Annotated in this window: 11 protein-coding genes; 8 read left to right on the forward strand and 3 right to left on the reverse strand. The window is 59.3% G+C overall.

From position 1 onward, the window contains the following. Positions 1-88 precede the first annotated feature (88 nt). Entirely contained in the window at positions 89-2935 is a 2847-nt protein-coding gene (rapA, locus tag ASD60_RS22590) for an RNA polymerase-associated protein RapA (RefSeq protein ID WP_056856107.1), read from the forward strand. A gap of 223 nt (positions 2936-3158) precedes the next feature. Here rapA and ASD60_RS22595 read toward each other — a convergent pair whose 3' ends face one another. Beyond that, positions 3159-4508 (reverse strand): spinster family MFS transporter, encoded by a 1350-nt coding sequence (locus ASD60_RS22595; protein ID WP_056856108.1) that lies wholly within the window; start codon positions 4506-4508, stop codon positions 3159-3161. 292 nt (positions 4509-4800) lie between these two features. On the opposite strand from ASD60_RS22595, the gene ASD60_RS22600 reads away from it, so the two are divergent. Then, positions 4801-7017, forward strand: a complete 2217-nt coding sequence (locus ASD60_RS22600; protein WP_330219579.1) for a putative bifunctional diguanylate cyclase/phosphodiesterase — start codon at positions 4801-4803, stop codon at positions 7015-7017. Here the strand turns inward: ASD60_RS22600 and ASD60_RS22605 are convergent. Further along, positions 6974-7870: an NAD(P)-dependent oxidoreductase gene (locus ASD60_RS22605; RefSeq protein WP_177336599.1), complete on the reverse strand. Its 897-nt coding sequence runs from the start codon at positions 7868-7870 to the stop codon at positions 6974-6976. The two genes, ASD60_RS22600 and ASD60_RS22605, sit on opposite strands and share 44 nt — an antisense overlap. A gap of 198 nt (positions 7871-8068) precedes the next feature. On the opposite strand from ASD60_RS22605, the gene ASD60_RS22610 reads away from it, so the two are divergent. After that, positions 8069-10267 carry a hypothetical protein gene (locus tag ASD60_RS22610; protein ID WP_056856110.1) on the forward strand — a complete coding sequence of 733 codons (2199 nt, stop codon included), beginning with the start codon at positions 8069-8071 and terminating at the stop codon, positions 10265-10267. Positions 10268-10562: 295 nt separating this feature from the next. On the opposite strand, the gene ASD60_RS22615 is transcribed toward ASD60_RS22610, so the two are convergent. Next, the gene (locus ASD60_RS22615) at positions 10563-10868 is read right to left on the reverse strand and encodes a DUF2288 domain-containing protein (RefSeq protein ID WP_056856111.1); all 306 of its coding nucleotides are present in this window, start codon (positions 10866-10868) and stop codon (positions 10563-10565) included. Positions 10869-11218: 350 nt separating this feature from the next. Between ASD60_RS22615 and ASD60_RS22620 the strand changes: the two genes are divergently transcribed. From ASD60_RS22620 to ASD60_RS22640, 5 genes are all read left to right on the forward strand, one after another. Further along, positions 11219-12346, forward strand: coding sequence for a branched-chain amino acid ABC transporter substrate-binding protein (locus ASD60_RS22620; protein WP_056856112.1), 1128 nt, complete (start codon positions 11219-11221; stop codon positions 12344-12346). A gap of 233 nt (positions 12347-12579) precedes the next feature. Further along, the gene (livH, locus tag ASD60_RS22625; protein WP_056856113.1) at positions 12580-13503 is read left to right on the forward strand and encodes a high-affinity branched-chain amino acid ABC transporter permease LivH; all 924 of its coding nucleotides are present in this window, start codon (positions 12580-12582) and stop codon (positions 13501-13503) included. Beyond that, positions 13500-14756, forward strand: a complete 1257-nt coding sequence (locus ASD60_RS22630) for a high-affinity branched-chain amino acid ABC transporter permease LivM (RefSeq protein WP_056856114.1) — start codon at positions 13500-13502, stop codon at positions 14754-14756. Before livH ends, ASD60_RS22630 begins: the two co-directional genes overlap by 4 nt. Next, positions 14753-15520: a high-affinity branched-chain amino acid ABC transporter ATP-binding protein LivG gene (gene livG, locus ASD60_RS22635; RefSeq protein ID WP_056856115.1), complete on the forward strand. Its 768-nt coding sequence runs from the start codon at positions 14753-14755 to the stop codon at positions 15518-15520. The genes ASD60_RS22630 and livG overlap by 4 nt, the downstream gene beginning before the upstream one ends. Beyond that, a complete protein-coding gene (locus tag ASD60_RS22640) occupies positions 15521-16222 on the forward strand; it encodes an ABC transporter ATP-binding protein (protein WP_034146751.1) in 702 nt (233 codons plus the stop codon). Positions 16223-16338 lie beyond the last annotated feature (116 nt).

The following is a 16338-nucleotide window of genomic DNA, read 5'->3' on the forward strand; positions in this document are numbered from 1 at the left end:
TACGGCACCTCCCACACAGGTATTCCTTTGGTCTGGAGACCTGATTCCGTTAAGATAGCCCGCTTTTTCAAGGTGGGAGTCAGGCAGCATGGCGCAGCAGTATCAACCGGGGCAACGCTGGATCAGTGACAGCGAAGCCGAGCTGGGTTTGGGCACCGTTCTGGCACAGGACGGCCGCTTGTTGACCGTGCTCTATCCGGCCACTGGCGACACCCGCCAGTACGCGCTAAGGAATGCGCCCCTCACCCGCGTACGGTTTTCGCCGGGTGACTCGATTACTCACTTCGAAGGCTGGAAACTGACCGTTCGCGAAGTCGACGACGTCGATGGCCTGCTGGTCTACCACGGCCTCAACGCGCAGAACGAAGTGGTTACCCTGCCGGAAACCCAGCTGTCGAACTTCATTCAGTTCCGCCTGGCCAGCGACCGTTTGTTCGCCGGGCAAATCGACCCGCTTGCCTGGTTCTCCCTGCGTTACCACACCCTCGAACACACCAGCCGCCAGTTGCAGTCCTCCCTCTGGGGCTTGGGTGGCGTACGTGCGCAGCCGATCGCGCACCAATTGCACATCGCCCGTGAAGTGGCTGACCGTATTGCACCGCGGGTATTGCTGGCTGACGAAGTAGGCCTGGGCAAGACCATCGAAGCCGGTCTGGTGATCCATCGCCAACTGCTCTCGGGCCGCGCCAATCGCGTGCTGATCCTGGTGCCGGAAAATCTCCAGCACCAGTGGCTGGTGGAAATGCGCCGGCGCTTCAATCTGCAAGTCGCACTGTTCGACGAAGAGCGCTTCATTGAAAGCGATGCCTCCAACCCGTTCGAAGACACCCAGCTCGCGCTGGTGGCCCTGGAATGGCTGGTGGAAGACGAGAAGGCCCAGGACGCACTGTTCGCCGCCGGCTGGGACTTGCTGGTGGTCGACGAAGCGCACCACCTGGTATGGCACGAAGATCAGGTCAGCCCTGAATACTCGCTGGTCGAGCAACTCGCCGAAACCATTCCCGGCGTACTGTTGTTGACCGCGACGCCGGAACAACTCGGCCAGGACAGCCACTTCGCCCGTCTGCGCCTGCTCGATCCGAACCGCTTCCATGACCTGCACGCCTTCCGCGCCGAGAGCGAGAACTATCGCCCGGTGGCCGAAGCCGTTCAGGAATTGCTCGACCAGGGCCGCCTGTCGCCGCAAGCGCACAAGACCATTCAAGGTTTCCTCGGCAACGAAGGCGAAGCCCTGCTGACCGCCGTCAACGATGGCGACACCGAAGCCAGCGCCCGTCTCGTGCGTGAGCTGCTGGACCGTCACGGTACCGGTCGCGTGCTGTTCCGTAATACCCGCGCCGCCGTGCAAGGTTTCCCGGAGCGCAAACTGCACCCGTACCCGCTGCCATGCCCGGACGAATACCTCGAACTGCCGTTGGGCGATCACGCCGAGCTGTACCCGGAAGTCAGCTTCCAGGCCCAGCCGGACGCCAATGAAGAAGAACGCTGGTGGAAATTCGACCCACGCGTCGAGTGGCTGATCGATCAACTGAAGATGCTCAAGCGCACCAAAGTGCTGGTGATCTGCGCCCACGCCGAAACCGCCATGGACCTGGAAGACGCCTTGCGCGTGCGCTCCGGCATTCCGGCCACGGTGTTCCACGAAGGTATGAACATCCTCGAGCGTGACCGCGCCGCCGCCTACTTCGCCGACGAAGAGTTTGGCGCGCAAGTGCTGATCTGCTCGGAAATCGGCAGTGAAGGTCGCAACTTCCAGTTCTCCCACCACCTGGTGCTGTTCGATCTGCCGTCCCACCCGGACCTGCTGGAGCAACGTATCGGTCGTCTGGACCGGATCGGCCAGAAACACACCATCGAACTGCACGTGCCGTACCTGGAAACCAGCCCACAGGAGCGCCTGTTCCAGTGGTACCACGAAGCTCTGAACGCGTTCCTCAACACCTGCCCGACCGGCAATGCCTTGCAGCACCAGTTCGGCCCTCGCCTGCTGCCGCTGCTGGAAGAAGCCGACGACGGTGAGTGGCAAGCGCTGATCGACGAGGCCCGCACTGAGCGTGAGCGTCTGGAAGCCGAATTGCACACCGGCCGTGACCGCTTGCTGGAGCTCAACTCCGGTGGCGCTGGCGAAGGCGACGCGCTGGTCGAAGCCATTCTTGAACAGGACGACCAGTTCGCCCTGCCGATCTATATGGAAACCCTGTTCGACGCCTTTGGCATCGACAGCGAAGACCATTCGGAAAACGCACTGATCCTCAAGCCGAGTGAAAAAATGCTCGACGCCAGCTTCCCGCTGGGCGACGACGAAGGCGTGACCATCACATACGACCGCAACCAGGCGCTGTCCCGCGAAGACATGCAGTTCATCACCTGGGAACACCCGATGGTCCAGGGTGGCATGGATCTGGTGCTGTCCGGCTCCATGGGCAACACCGCGGTGGCGCTGATCAAGAACAAGGCGCTCAAACCTGGCACGGTACTGCTGGAACTGCTCTACGTCAGCGAAGTGGTCGCCCCGCGCTCGTTGCAACTGGGCCGCTACCTGCCGCCCGCTGCACTGCGCTGCCTGCTCGATGCCAATGGCAACGACCTGTCGCCCCGGGTGTCGTTCGAGACCCTGAACGACCAACTCGAAAGCGTCCCGCGCGCCAGCGCCAACAAGTTCATCCAGGCCCAGCGCGATCAACTGACCCCGCGGATCAATGCCGGCGAAGACAAAATCTTCCCGCGTCATGCCGAGCGCGTGGCAGAGGCACAACGCCGCCTGGCCGCCGACACCGACGAAGAACTGGCACGCCTGACCGCGTTGCAAGCGGTCAACCCGACCGTTCGTGACAGTGAACTGGTTGCGTTGCGCAAACAACGCGAGCAAGGCCTGGCGATGCTCGACAAGGCGGCTCTGCGACTGGAAGCGATCCGGGTGTTGGTGGCGGGTTAAGTCCCCTGCTCCACCGCTGAAAACAAGAAGGCCCGCAATACTGCGTAAGCTGTTCACTTAAGAGAACGTTAGCATCCTGTGGCGAGGGAGCTTGCTCCCGCTGGGCTGCGCAGCAGCCCCCTTCAGGGCCGCTTCGCGCCCCAGCGGGAGCAAGCTCCCTCGCCACAAGTACAGTGGTCGTCCTTAAGTGAACAGCAATACTGCGGACCTTCTTTTTTGGATCTTATGCCGTCGCCACAGCACCCTCAGGCAAAACCACCCCTCCCAATCCATCCTTCATCCGCTTGGCATCGCGCACAAAACACCGCGACGCCAACACCAGAAACACCATGGTGAAAAACAGCGCTACCGGAATCAGGTACATCGCGTCGTGCAGGCCGACGGCCTTGAACGCTTCGGTCATTTGCCCGGCGCCCGCGGCGAGCATCGCCGTGTGGGCGAAGTGGTCGGACAGTGCGCCGACAACCACCGGCCCCAACCCGCCGCCCAGCAGATACAACCCGGCAAAGAACAGCGCCATTGCCGTTGCCCGCAGACGCGGTTCGACCACGTCCTGAATCGCCGTGTACACGCAGGTATAGAAGTTGTAGGCAAACAACCAGCCCAGGCTGAATACCGCCACGAATACACCGATCTCGATCCGCCCCGAATGCAGCGCCCACGCCGTGCAGACCGTGGAGATGATCAGGCTGAACGCCGCAAACAGCAGGCGACCATTGGCGATTCGCTGATGAATCTTGTCGGCGACCCAGCCCCCCAGCGTCAGGCCGAACAAACCGGTCACGCCGACGATGATACCGGTCGCGACTGCGGCTTCCTGCAATGGCATCAGGAAGTAACGCTGCAGCATCGGCACCAGGAACGAGTTGCAGGCATAGGTGGCGAAGTTGAAGCACAGTCCGGCCATGACCAGCCAGAGGAAGGTGGGTACTGCCAGCACCCGACGGATTGGCCGATCAACCTTTTCCTGGGAAACCTGCACGGTTTCCGCGGCGCCGCGCTTGGGCTCCTTGATGAAAAACATGAAGACGGCGAGGATCAGTCCCGGTACGGCGGCAATGAAGAACGGTGCGCGCCAACTGTCGAAGGCCTTGACCATCGCACCGATGGTGAAAAACGCCAACAGCAGGCCCAATGGCAGGCCAAGCATGAAAATGCCCATGGCCCGCGCCCGACGGTGAGCCGGGAACAGATCGCCAATCAGCGAATTCGCCGCGGGCGCATAGCTGGCCTCGCCGATGCCGATGCCCATGCGCACGATCAGGAAACTCCAGAAACTTCCCACCATGCCGTTGACCGCCGTCAGCCCGCTCCAGGCTGCCAGCCCCCAACCCATCAGTTTTGCGCGCGAGCCGGTGTCGGCCATTCGCCCCAGAGGCAGGCCGGCAATGGCGTAGACGATTGTGAACGCGGTGCCGATGATCCCCAGTTGAAAGTCGCTGAGGTGCCATTCCATGCGGATCGGTTCGATGATGATGGCCGGAATGGTGCGGTCGAAAAAGTTGAACAGGTTGGCCAGGAACAGCAGGAACAGAATGCGCCAGGCATTCGCCGCTTGGGTCGAGTTCTGCATGGGTCCGTCTCTTTTATTGTTATGGGGCTTCACTGCCAGTGCATCCGAGCCCGGAACCTGCAATCTAGTCAGGCGCCCCACCGCTGTCTGTAATTATTCGTAAAGCTGATACCCAGCCATCGTCTCCGGCGCGGCCTGTGCAACATTTTATTTCCAAACAATCTAGGGTTCATTCCAAAAGGATTGCAGGACAATGTGCCACTATCGCTTGCGTTCCGTATGTGACCTCTATACTCCATGACATTCGCTGGCGTTGATTGCGCCAGCCAGGAAGTAATCGATGGGGCATGCTATGGAGTGGCTTGGTCTGCATTTCATTACCGAGCTGCCAGAGAGTGGGCAGGTCATACTCAACTGCATACATGACCCTTTTCTGGTGCTTTTGGCTTATCTGGTTGCCTGTGCTGGCAGTTTTGCCACGCTGGACATGGCCGAGCGGGTGGCTCATGCAGAAAAGAAGGCGTCACAGCGACTCTGGCGCTGGGTCGGCGCCGGATGCCTCGCGGGCGGAATCTGGGCCATGCACTTCATCGGCATGCTGGCGTTCCAGGCACCGATAGATATCCACTACCAGTTGCCCATTACCCTCGCCTCTCTGCTGATCGCCCTGCTCGCTTCGTGGCTGGCGATGCACACCCTCAGCCTTGCGCAGTTGAGCTTCTGGCAATGTTTCAGGTCAGCCATCGGTGTCGGCCTGGGCATCGCCGCCATGCATTACGTGGGCATGTCTGCACTGAGTTCGCCGGCGCAGGCCTACTATCAACCGCTGTTGTTCGGCCTGTCGATCGTGATCGCTATCGGCGCCAGCATGGCGGCCCTGTTGCTGTCGAGTTACTTGCGCAACGAAACAGGGACGTTTCATCAACTGCTCAAGTACGGTGCCAGCCTGGTACTCGGGGCGGGGATCATCAGCATGCATTTCACCGGCATGGCTGCCTTCAATCTGGTGCTGCCCAGCGACAGCCTCCTGGCTCAGCCCGGAGAAAACAATCACTTTCAACTCGGCCTGACCGTAGCGATCATGACGCTGCTGATCATCGGTAGCAGTATCAGCGCGGCGCTGGCGGACAAAAAGTTGCAACACAAGGAACTCGATTTGCAACGGGTCAACTCGTTGCTCAGCCAACTGGACCAGGCGCGCATGTCCCTGCAACAGGTGGCGCACTACGATCCATTGACCAACCTGATCAACCGTCGCGGTTTCAACCAGCTGTTCGCCGAGAAACTCAGCGAGAAAATCCACGAGGGCGGCAGGCTCGCGGTCCTGTTCCTCGATATCGACCACTTCAAGCGGATCAACGACAGCCTTGGCCACGATGCCGGCGATGAGTTGCTCAAGGTCATTGCCGGGCACATCAGAAGCTCCATACGCAGTCACGCCGATGTGGTTGCGCGCTTCGGTGGCGATGAGTTCTGCATCCTCATCGACCTGCATGATCGAGAAGAAGCGCGGCACATGGCCCAGCGCATCATGCAAAAAATGAAAGAGCCCATTGAACTTGCCGGACGGCGCATGGTGATGACCACCAGCATCGGCATCAGCGTGTTTCCGGAAGACGGCAAATCCTGCGAAGAGCTGTTGAAAAACGCCGACCTGGCGCTGTATCAGTCCAAGGGCAGCGGTCGCAACGGTCTGAATTTTTTCAGCGCCAACCTCAAGGCCCGCGCCACGCTGGAACTGCAACTGGAAGAAGAACTGCGTTACGCCCTGCGTGAAGACACCGGCCTGATGCTCTATTACCAACCGATCTACGACCTGAAAACCGGCCAGGTCAGCAAACTCGAAGCGTTGATTCGCTGGCAACACCCGACCCACGGCTTCCTCGCCCCGGACCGTTTCATCACCATTGCCGAAGCCAACGGCCTGATCACCGAACTGGACCATTGGGTATTGCGCAAGGCGTGTGAAGACTTGGGCGAGCTATCGCGGCAAGGCTGCGAGGTGCTGAGGATCGCCGTCAATTGTTCGCCCTTGAGCCTGGCCCGCGAAGAGTTGTCCTCCGAAATCGAACGGGCGCTGCGTGACGCCGGGGTCGCGCCGCAACGGCTGGAACTGGAAGTGACCGAGAACGCACTGATGGGCAACATCGCCGATACGCTGGTGCAGTTGCGGCAGATTCGCACCCTCGGCGTGTCACTGTCGATCGATGATTTCGGCACCGGTTATTCGTCCCTGGCGTATCTCAAGCGCTTGCCGTTGAACACTCTGAAAATCGACCGTTCGTTCATCCAGGACATTCCCAACTCGACTCAGGACATGGAAATTGTCCAGGCGATCATCGCCATGGCCCACACCCTGCACCTGGAAGTGGTGACCGAGGGCGTGGAAACCTTCGAGCAGTACCAGTTTCTTGAAGGTGCCAGTTGCGATTACGTTCAGGGTTACCTGCTCAGCCGTCCGGTACCGCTCGCCGAATTGCTCCCGGTGCTGTATGAAATCAATCAGCGCAAACACTCCTACTCAGTCACGACGCTGAGTCTGGTGCACGGTACATCTGCACTAATGTAGACGGGTCTTTTTCCAGATTCCCCTGGGCGCCGTGCAGGCGCATCAATTGCGCCGCCAGACCGCTGACCGGAGTTGCCGAGCCCTGTTCGCGGGAAAACTTCACCGCCGTGTCCAGGTCCTTGAGCAAGGTCCGCACGTGCCACTTCACCGGTTCGAAACGACTGTCGGCCATTTGAGGAGCCAGGATCTGCAGCGGCTTTGAATCGGCAAAGCCACCGGCCAGCGCTTCGGCGATCAAATTGGCATCGACACCCGAACGCTCTGCCAGGGCCACCACTTCGGCAATCACCAGCGCATTGCAGGCAACGATCATCTGATTGCAGGCCTTGGTCACCTGCCCCGCTCCGACCGCCCCCATGTGCGTCACGCGCTGGCCGAGGCTCAGCAAAACCGGTTTAACCCGCTCAAGCGCCGTCCCGTCGCCACCGACCATGATCGCCAGGCTGCCAGCCTGCGCCCCGACGACACCGCCAGACACAGGCGCATCGAGCCAGCCCATGCCGGTTTTGCTGACGAGCTCAGCTGCCATTTCACGCGTTGCCGTCGGTTCCAGGCTGGAAAAGTCCACCAGCAACTGGCCATTTTTCGCACCCTCGATCACTCCCGCGGTGCCGAATACCACACCGCGCACCACCGCCGTGTCCGCCAGGCACAGCATCACCACGTCGGCGTGCTGGCACAGTTCGGCCGGGGTCGCGACCTGACGTGCCCCGGCCTCGACCAGCGGCGCGCACTTGGCCGGATTGCGATTCCACACCGTCAGCGGGTAACCCGCCGCGAGCAATCGCCGGCACATCGGCAACCCCATCAAGCCAATTCCGGCAAAACCCAGCGAAGGTAGCATTGACATCATTTTGCCTCCTTTTGATTAAAGATCGCCAAATCTTGGCCGATTTATCATGACTTAGGAAAGGATTCCCCCGAGCGACGTTCAGGCCACGGCACTGACGCTTGGGCCAAATACGCGCTGATAAAAGACGCGAGATCTTATTCCGTGACGGTTTGACGACAGCCTGTCGCCCGACCAACCAGCCCAGGTACATGGCGAACAATGACTTCTAAAAATAACCCGGCCACCGCGATTTCCGACCTGACGCTGAGCCCGGCGGCGAACAGCCCCGCACCGTCGAAGCCATTGCCGCCATCGCGCCCGCTGGCGAGCCAGCAATACCTGTACTTCACCGAAACCAATACCGACCGCATCCTCGACAACCTCGACGGCCTGCGCGACATGGTGTTCCCGCGTCCGCCCCACCTGGAAGGCGACAACGAACAGTACAGCGATCAGGAATTCCCGTCGGTGTGCCTGATCGGCCTGGGCCGCTGCGGTTCGAACATTGCGCTGGATGTCGCGGAGCTGGTGTACAACGCCCGCAAGTTCTACCTCAACGAATTCAACAGCGAAGATCGCCTGTCGCCGGACAAACGTTTTGCCGAAAAGGGCTACAGTCCGGCCCAGTGGATCCGCAACAACCTGCGCCTGGGCCAGAACAAAAACACCAAGCCGGTATTTCTGGTCGAGCCACTGGTGATGCTCGGCGACCTGGACAAAGACATCGCCGGTCGCATCCGCTTCTCGCGCAAAGGCGAAAAAAGCGGCTTCCTGCGCGATTACAGCAAAATGAAAATCATGGACTTGTCGGAAGTCCATGCCGGTGGCGCCGGTAACGCGCCGATTCTCGGCCAGTACCTGGCCAAGATCATCCTGAACAAGGACACCCAGCGTTTCTCCAGCCCTGACTGGAAAATGATTCACTCGTACCTGATCGACAGCTGTGGCATCAAGGCCAACCAGTCGCGCCTGTATTTCTCGATCTTCAGTGCTGGCGGCGGTACCGGTTCGGGCATGGCCTCGGAATTCGGCCTGGCCCAGCAGCACTCGTACATGAACAAGACGTTCGACACCAAACCGATGGACGAGCACGACAGCAAGAGCGGCCACTCCTTCGTCTTCGAACCGATCTTCACCAGCGGCATCTGCGTACTGCCGAACATTTCCGATCATCGCAGCGAAATGTCCGAAGCACTGCACATCAACGCCGGTCGCTTGCTGTGCAAATACCTGTCGGAAGAATGGGACTTCTCCTACAACTTCGCCAATGAAGACAGCAGCGAAGCGAGCGTCATGGGCCGTATCCGCCCATGGAACGCAATGATGCTGATCTCCAACGACATCATGCGTTATGCCGAGGAAAACGATGACGGCAACATCCAGAACATTGATGTCAATGCGATGGAAAAGCACGCCAATCAATACATTTCGCAGCAGATCTTCAACATTCTGACAGCGCAGGCGGTTACGACTGACTACGATCAGAACTATTTCCGCCGCGCCGGCATCGACATCGGTGAAACCATCCGCCTGGACGCCAACGACCTGTTCATGAGCCTGGCCGGCCCCGTGGCGATTGCCTATGCCGAATCCGTGGTGCCGGAAACCCCGCCGCCAAGCAGCGACAAATTCAAGGTCTTCGAGAAAGAGCCGCAGCGCCTGAACATCGACGACCTGTTCTTCCGCTCGATCGACCTGCCGCACTTCAACAAAGTCACCCAGGCCATCGAAGGCATCAGTCTGTTGCCGATCGAGTCCAAGCGTTATCGCGCATCGCTGGAGCAGTACAAGAATTCGGGTTATGACGCCGCCGCGCTGCACGACCTGCACTTCTTCAAGAACTGCTCGTCGGTGGTGTCGATCGTTTCCCTGCCGAAGGATTACAAGCTGTCGTACATGGACCTGAACCGGTTGAAGACGCACCTCAACAGCCTGTTCCCCAACACCACACTCAAGCGTTACGCGCTGGTGATCGGCGCCTCGGCCAACCTGTCGCTGACCACCCTGATCGCCAAGAGCCCGTGCCTGTCGGACGACTTCCTGACCCTGATCGTGGCGTTCATCAAACGTTGCTTCGCGAAAAACCCGTACCGCTTCGACGAGACGCTGGACAACTCGATCCTGGACTTCATCATCAATGAACACTTTGACGAGGACCTGATCGACGACCTGCTCAACGAATTCGAGAACCCGGCGAAGATCCTCGATACCAACTGGTACGCGATCAAACCGATGTACGAGAAGAAATACCGCGAGCTGATCAACGACAAGGACAAGTTCGTTTCGATCAACGATATCCGCCTGTCCCGGGATTGCGTGAAGAAGGCAATCAAGTACCTGCGCGAGATCTACCGTCATCGCATAGGCAAGACCAAGGTTATTTCGTTGAATAACCATACGGGTAAAACTGCCTACTAAGCGTCTCCAGATCGTTCCCATGCTCGGCGTGGGAATGCCTCATCCGACGCACTGCGTCCGCTTGGGACGCTCTGCGTCCCTGGCTGCGTTCCCACGCAGAGCGTGGGAACGATCACAATTCACCACTTTCCAACATCCAGAAACAATTAAGCAGCCCTCAGGCTGCTCTCTCAACTGTTCCCGTTACGTTTACGTCACCGTGAGGCTGTGGCCTTTCTCTACGGCAACCTGCCATCACGCTACTCGGCTACACACTTTCGGGCGGTCACACCACGCACCATAAAGGTGCGCACCATCAGGACTGCGCCCTTTCCTGAATCATAATCCACGGCGAAACCACCACCGCCCACAGCTGCGGATCACGTTCAAAAAGATCCAGCGCCCGCGTTTCAGACAGCTTGGCGAGCTGGTCTTCGGCCAGCCAGGCAGCCACTTTCTCGCCTTCATCACTCGCTACGGCCTCTGCCGCGGCGATCAGATCCAGGCTCGCGTCGACCCATAATAGGGCACCCTTGGCAAAGAACGGCTCCAGTTCCTTCCAGGTAATAGATGCGGTTTCACCAAGCAGTTTGGCATAGAGGGTGCTAGGTTCTTCAGTCATGGGTCCGGTCCGGAAAAGAAATCGACGCAATGATAACGTCGGTGGTCTGGCAGAAAAACCCAGATGCAATTTGTGTCACTGAACGAAAAGAGCAGGAAGGCCAAGGAATGCACGGAATCTGGCTATAAGCCTTTCAACGCCCCGCCGCAATTCTGTCTTTTTCTTTCAAAATGGCGACACCCCCAAGTTTTGCCCCCTGGCGCCAGCTTCCCAGGCTGACAATCGGCGCTCTACACTGTACCGGTACAGTTGCCGGGGGGCATTTCCGGGGGATGTCGTAGATATCTGACCCGGTTCTGCTGCCAACGGCGCCAGGACTATAAAAACTACAACAGTAAGAGTGGAGCACTATGACTAAGGCTACTAAGCAGATTTCCAAACTGTTTGCCGCTATGGTTCTGGCCGGGGTTGCCAGCCATTCGTTCGCAGCTGACACCATCAAGATCGGCATCGCCGGCCCCAAGACCGGCCCTGTAGCCCAATACGGCGACATGCAGTTCAGTGGCGCCAAAATGGCCATCGAACAGATCAACGCCAAAGGCGGCGTAGACGGCAAGAAACTCGAAGCCGTTGAATACGATGACGCCTGTGATCCAAAACAAGCCGTGGCCGTAGCGAACAAAGTCGTCAACGACGGCGTCAAGTTCGTGGTGGGTCACCTGTGCTCCAGCTCCACTCAACCGGCTTCGGACATCTACGAAGACGAAGGCGTGATCATGATCACCCCGGCTGCCACCAGCCCGGACATCACCGCCCGTGGTTACAAAATGGTCTTCCGTACCATCGGTCTGGACAGCGCCCAGGGCCCTGCCGCCGGTAACTACATCGCCGACTACGTCAAACCGAAGATCGTTGCTGTTTTGCATGACAAACAGCAATACGGCGAAGGCATCGCCACCGCCGTCAAAACCACTCTTGAGAAGAAAGGCGTGAAAGTCGCCGTGTTCGAAGGCGTCAACGCCGGCGACAAGGACTTCTCTTCGATGATCGCCAAGCTCAAGCAAGCCAACGTCGACTTCGTCTACTACGGCGGCTACCACCCGGAGCTGGGCCTGATCCTGCGTCAATCCCAGGAAAAAGGCCTGAAAGCCAAGTTCATGGGTCCGGAAGGCGTGGGTAACGACTCCATTTCGCAGATCGCCAAAGACGCTTCCGAAGGCCTGCTGGTGACCCTGCCGAAATCCTTCGACCAGGATCCGGCCAACGTTGCCCTGGCTGATGCGTTCAAAGCCAAGAAAGAAGACCCGAGCGGTCCATTCGTGTTCCCGGCCTACTCGGCTGTGACCGTGATTGCCGACGGTATCAAGGCTGCCAAGTCCGAAGACTCCGCCAAAGTGGCTGAAGCCATCCACAAAGGCACCTTCAAGACCCCGACCGGCGACCTGAGCTTCGACGAGAAAGGCGACCTGAAAGACTTCAAATTCGTGGTTTACGAGTGGCACTTCGGCAAACCAAAAACTGAAGCCAAGCCTCAGTAAGGCGCTGCCTGACTGACTGCCAACAAAGCCCACGGCGTGCCGTGGGCTTTGTTTTACGAATGTATCTGGGCCGCGCTGGCGTGATCCGCCAGTCTCCCCACCTGAAAATCTCAAAACCGTCATCAGCGGTTCGCTGGCAAACCCCGAATTCGAAGTGGATGCAGATCCACGGGGCTCGGGCGGGAAAATGACTCCACCAGTGAAATGCGTATCAGGTTTTTAGGAGCGCTGTAATGCCTGACATCTATCACTTCTTCCAACAGCTGGTTAATGGCCTGACCATTGGCAGCACGTATGCCCTGATTGCCATCGGCTATACGATGGTTTACGGCATCATTGGAATGATCAACTTCGCCCACGGCGAGGTGTACATGATCGGTTCCTACGTGGCGTTCATCGCCATCGCCGGGCTGGCCATGATGGGACTCGACAGTGTTCCGCTGTTGATGACCGCCGCTTTCATCGCCACCATCGTGGTGACCAGTGCCTACGGTTACAGCATCGAACGGATCGCCTACCGCCCCTTGCGCGGCAGCAACCGTCTGATCCCGCTGATCTCCGCCATCGGTATGTCGATCTTCCTGCAGAACACGGTTCTGCTGGCGCAGGACTCCAAGGACAAATCCATCCCCAACCTGATTCCGGGCAACTTTGCCTTCGGGCCAGGTGGCGCACATGAAGTGCTGATTTCCTACATGCAAATCGTGGTGTTCGTGGTGACCCTGGTCGCCATGCTCGGCCTGACCCTGTTCATCTCCCGCTCTCGCCTGGGCCGCGCCTGCCGCGCCTGCGCCGAAGACATCAAGATGGCCAACCTGCTAGGTATCAACACCAACAACATCATCGCCCTGACCTTCGTCATCGGTGCCGCGCTGGCGGCCATCGCCGCCGTGCTGCTGAGCATGCAATACGGCGTGATCAACCCGAACGCCGGTTTCCTGGTCGGCCTCAAGGCCTTTACCGCAGCGGTACTGGGCGGTATCGGCAGCATTCCGGGCGCCATGCTCGGCGGGCTCGTTTTGGGTGTGGCGGAAGCCTTTGGTGCCGATATCTTCGGCGACCAGTACAAGGACGTCGTGGCGTTCGGCCTGCTGGTTCTGGTGCTGTTGTTCCGGCCAACCGGCCTGCTGGGCCGTCCGGAGGTTGAGAAGGTATGACTAGGAATCTTAAACAGGCGCTGTTCAGCGCCTTGCTGGTGTGGGCCGTGGCCTACCCGGTACTCGGTCTGAAGCTGACCATCGTCGGCATCAACCTCGAAGTGCATGGCACCAGCACCGCTACCCTGATCACCATCGCCGTGTGTTCGGTGCTGATGTTCCTGCGTGTGCTGTTCGACCAGCAGATCAGTTCGGCCTGGCGTTCTTCGCCAAGCATGCCGCTGATTCCGGCCAAGGCCAGCAACTTCCTGACCCTGCCGACCACCCAGCGCTGGATCATCATTGCGTTGATCGCCGGTGCACTGGTCTGGCCGTTCTTCGGCTCCCGCGGTGCGGTGGATATCGCCACGCTGGTGTTGATCTACGTGATGCTCGGTCTCGGCCTGAACATCGTGGTCGGCCTGGCTGGCCTGCTCGACCTCGGATACGTCGGTTTCTATGCCGTCGGCGCCTACAGCTACGCGCTGCTGTCGCACTACTACGGTCTGAGCTTCTGGATCTGCCTGCCGATTGCCGGCCTGATGGCGGCCACCTTCGGCTTCCTGCTCGGTTTCCCGGTACTGCGCTTGCGCGGCGATTACCTGGCGATCGTGACCCTGGGCTTCGGTGAAATCATCCGTCTGTTCCTGCGTAACCTGACCGATATCACCGGCGGCCCGAACGGCATCAGCAACATCGAGAAGCCAACGTTCTTCGGCCTGACCTTCGAACGTAAAGCCGCGGAGGGTCTGCAAACCTTCCACGAGTACTTCGGTCTGGAATACAACTCGATCAACAAGGTGATTTTCCTCTACCTGGTCGCGCTGTTCCTGGCACTGGCTGCACTGTTCGTCATCAACCGCTTGCTGCGCATGCCTCTGGGCCGTGCCTGGGAAGCGTTGCGCGAAGACGAAATCGCCTGCCGTGCGCTCGGTCTGAACCCGACGGTGATCAAGCTTTCCGCGTTCACTCTCGGCGCAGCATTCGCCGGTTTTGCCGGCAGCTTCTTCGCTGCCCGTCAGGGCCTGGTAACGCCGGAATCCTTCACCTTCATCGAGTCGGCGATCATCCTCGCCATCGTGGTGCTCGGTGGCATGGGCTCGCAGCTGGGCGTCATCCTCGCTGCCGTGGTGATGATCCTGTTGCCGGAAATGATGCGTGAGTTCAGTGAATACCGCATGTTGATGTTCGGTGCCTTGATGGTACTGATGATGATCTGGCGCCCTCAGGGTCTGCTGCCCATGCAACGTCCTCACATGGAGCTGCGCAAATGAGCCGCGAGATCCTTAAAGTAGAAAACCTGAGCATGCGCTTCGGCGGCTTGCTGGCGGTCAATGGCGTGGCCTTGAGCGTGAAAGAGAAACAAGTGGTTGCCCTGATCGGCCCCAACGGCGCCGGCAAGACCACCGTGTTCAACTGCCTGACCGGCTTCTACAAGCCGAGCGGTGGCAGCATCCTGCTGGACGGCGAGCCGATCGAAGGCCTGCCGGGTCACAAGATCGCCCTCAAAGGCGTGGTGCGTACTTTCCAGAACGTGCGGTTGTTCAAGGACATGACCGCGGTCGAGAACCTCTTGATCGCCCAGCACCGTCACCTGAACACCAACTTCCTGTCCGGCCTGTTCAAGACCCCGTCGTTCCGCAAGAGCGAACGCGAGGCCATGGACTTCGCCGAGTACTGGCTGGAAAAGGTCAACCTGAAAGAGTTCGCCAACCGTCCGGCCGGCACCCTGGCCTACGGTCAGCAACGTCGCCTGGAAATCGCCCGCTGCATGATGACCCGCCCGCGGATCCTCATGCTCGACGAACCGGCCGCCGGCCTGAACCCAAAGGAAACCGAAGACCTGAAGGCGCTGATCAGCGTGTTGCGTGAAGAGCACAATGTCACCGTGCTGCTGATCGAACACGACATGAAACTGGTCATGAGCATTTCCGACCACATCGTCGTGATCAACCAGGGTACCCCTCTGGCCGACGGTACGCCGGAACAGATCCGCGACAATCCTGAAGTGATCAAAGCCTACCTGGGGGAAGCGTAAATGCTGCAGTTCGAAAACGTTTCCACCTTCTACGGCAAGATCCAGGCCCTGCACAGTGTCAACGTCGAAGTCCGTCAGGGCGAAATCGTGACCCTGATCGGCGCCAACGGTGCCGGCAAGTCCACGTTGCTGATGACCCTGTGCGGTTCGCCGCGCGCCCACAGCGGCAGCATCCGCTACATGGGTGAAGAACTGGTCGGTCAGGACTCCTCGCAGATCATGCGCAAGAGCATTGCCGTGGTGCCGGAAGGTCGTCGGGTGTTTTCTCGTCTGACCGTCGAAGAGAACCTGTCCATGGGCGGGTTCTTCACCGCCAAGGGCGACTACCAGGAGCAAATGGACAAGGTCCTCGGACTTTTCCCACGCCTGAAAGAACGCTTCAGCCAGCGCGGCGGCACCATGTCCGGCGGCGAACAGCAAATGCTCGCCATCGGCCGTGCGCTGATGAGCAAGCCCAAGCTGCTGCTGCTCGACGAGCCATCGCTGGGCCTGGCCCCGATCATCATCCAGCAGATCTTCGACATCATCGAACAGCTGCGCAAGGACGGCGTGACGGTGTTTCTGGTCGAGCAAAACGCCAACCAGGCGCTGAAAATCGCTGACCGCGCCTACGTTCTCGAGAACGGCCGGGTAGTGATGCAAGGCACTGGTGAAGCGCTGCTGACTGACCCGAAAGTGCGCGAAGCGTACCTCGGCGGCTAACCTCAGCGGTAAACAGAAAACGGCCTTCGGGCCGTTTTTCTTATCCTGCCAAACTCCCTTTACCGATCGTTCCCACGCTCTGCGTGGGAATGCAGCCTTGGACGCTCCGCGTCCCA

It is taken from the genome of Pseudomonas sp. Root562, from assembly GCF_001427125.1.
Lineage (GTDB): Bacteria > Pseudomonadota > Gammaproteobacteria > Pseudomonadales > Pseudomonadaceae > Aquipseudomonas.

Bases quoted from the DNA above. Each gene is read 5' to 3' on its own strand.
- ASD60_RS22630 (WP_056856114.1), top strand. From the start codon at position 13,500: ATGACTAGGAATCTTAAACAGGCGCTGTTCAGCGCCTTGCTGGTGTGG.
- ASD60_RS22620 (WP_056856112.1), top strand. From the start codon at position 11,219: ATGACTAAGGCTACTAAGCAGATTTCCAAACTGTTTGCCGCTATGGTT.
- ASD60_RS22615 (WP_056856111.1), bottom strand. From the start codon at position 10,868: ATGACTGAAGAACCTAGCACCCTCTATGCCAAACTGCTTGGTGAAACC.
- ASD60_RS22610 (WP_056856110.1), top strand. From the start codon at position 8,069: ATGACTTCTAAAAATAACCCGGCCACCGCGATTTCCGACCTGACGCTG.
- ASD60_RS22600 (WP_330219579.1), top strand. From the start codon at position 4,801: ATGGAGTGGCTTGGTCTGCATTTCATTACCGAGCTGCCAGAGAGTGGG.
- livH (WP_056856113.1), top strand. From the start codon at position 12,580: ATGCCTGACATCTATCACTTCTTCCAACAGCTGGTTAATGGCCTGACC.
- ASD60_RS22605 (WP_177336599.1), bottom strand. From the start codon at position 7,870: ATGATGTCAATGCTACCTTCGCTGGGTTTTGCCGGAATTGGCTTGATG.
- ASD60_RS22640 (WP_034146751.1), top strand. From the start codon at position 15,521: ATGCTGCAGTTCGAAAACGTTTCCACCTTCTACGGCAAGATCCAGGCC.
- ASD60_RS22595 (WP_056856108.1), bottom strand. From the start codon at position 4,508: ATGCAGAACTCGACCCAAGCGGCGAATGCCTGGCGCATTCTGTTCCTG.
- livG (WP_056856115.1), top strand. From the start codon at position 14,753: ATGAGCCGCGAGATCCTTAAAGTAGAAAACCTGAGCATGCGCTTCGGC.
- rapA (WP_056856107.1), top strand. From the start codon at position 89: ATGGCGCAGCAGTATCAACCGGGGCAACGCTGGATCAGTGACAGCGAA.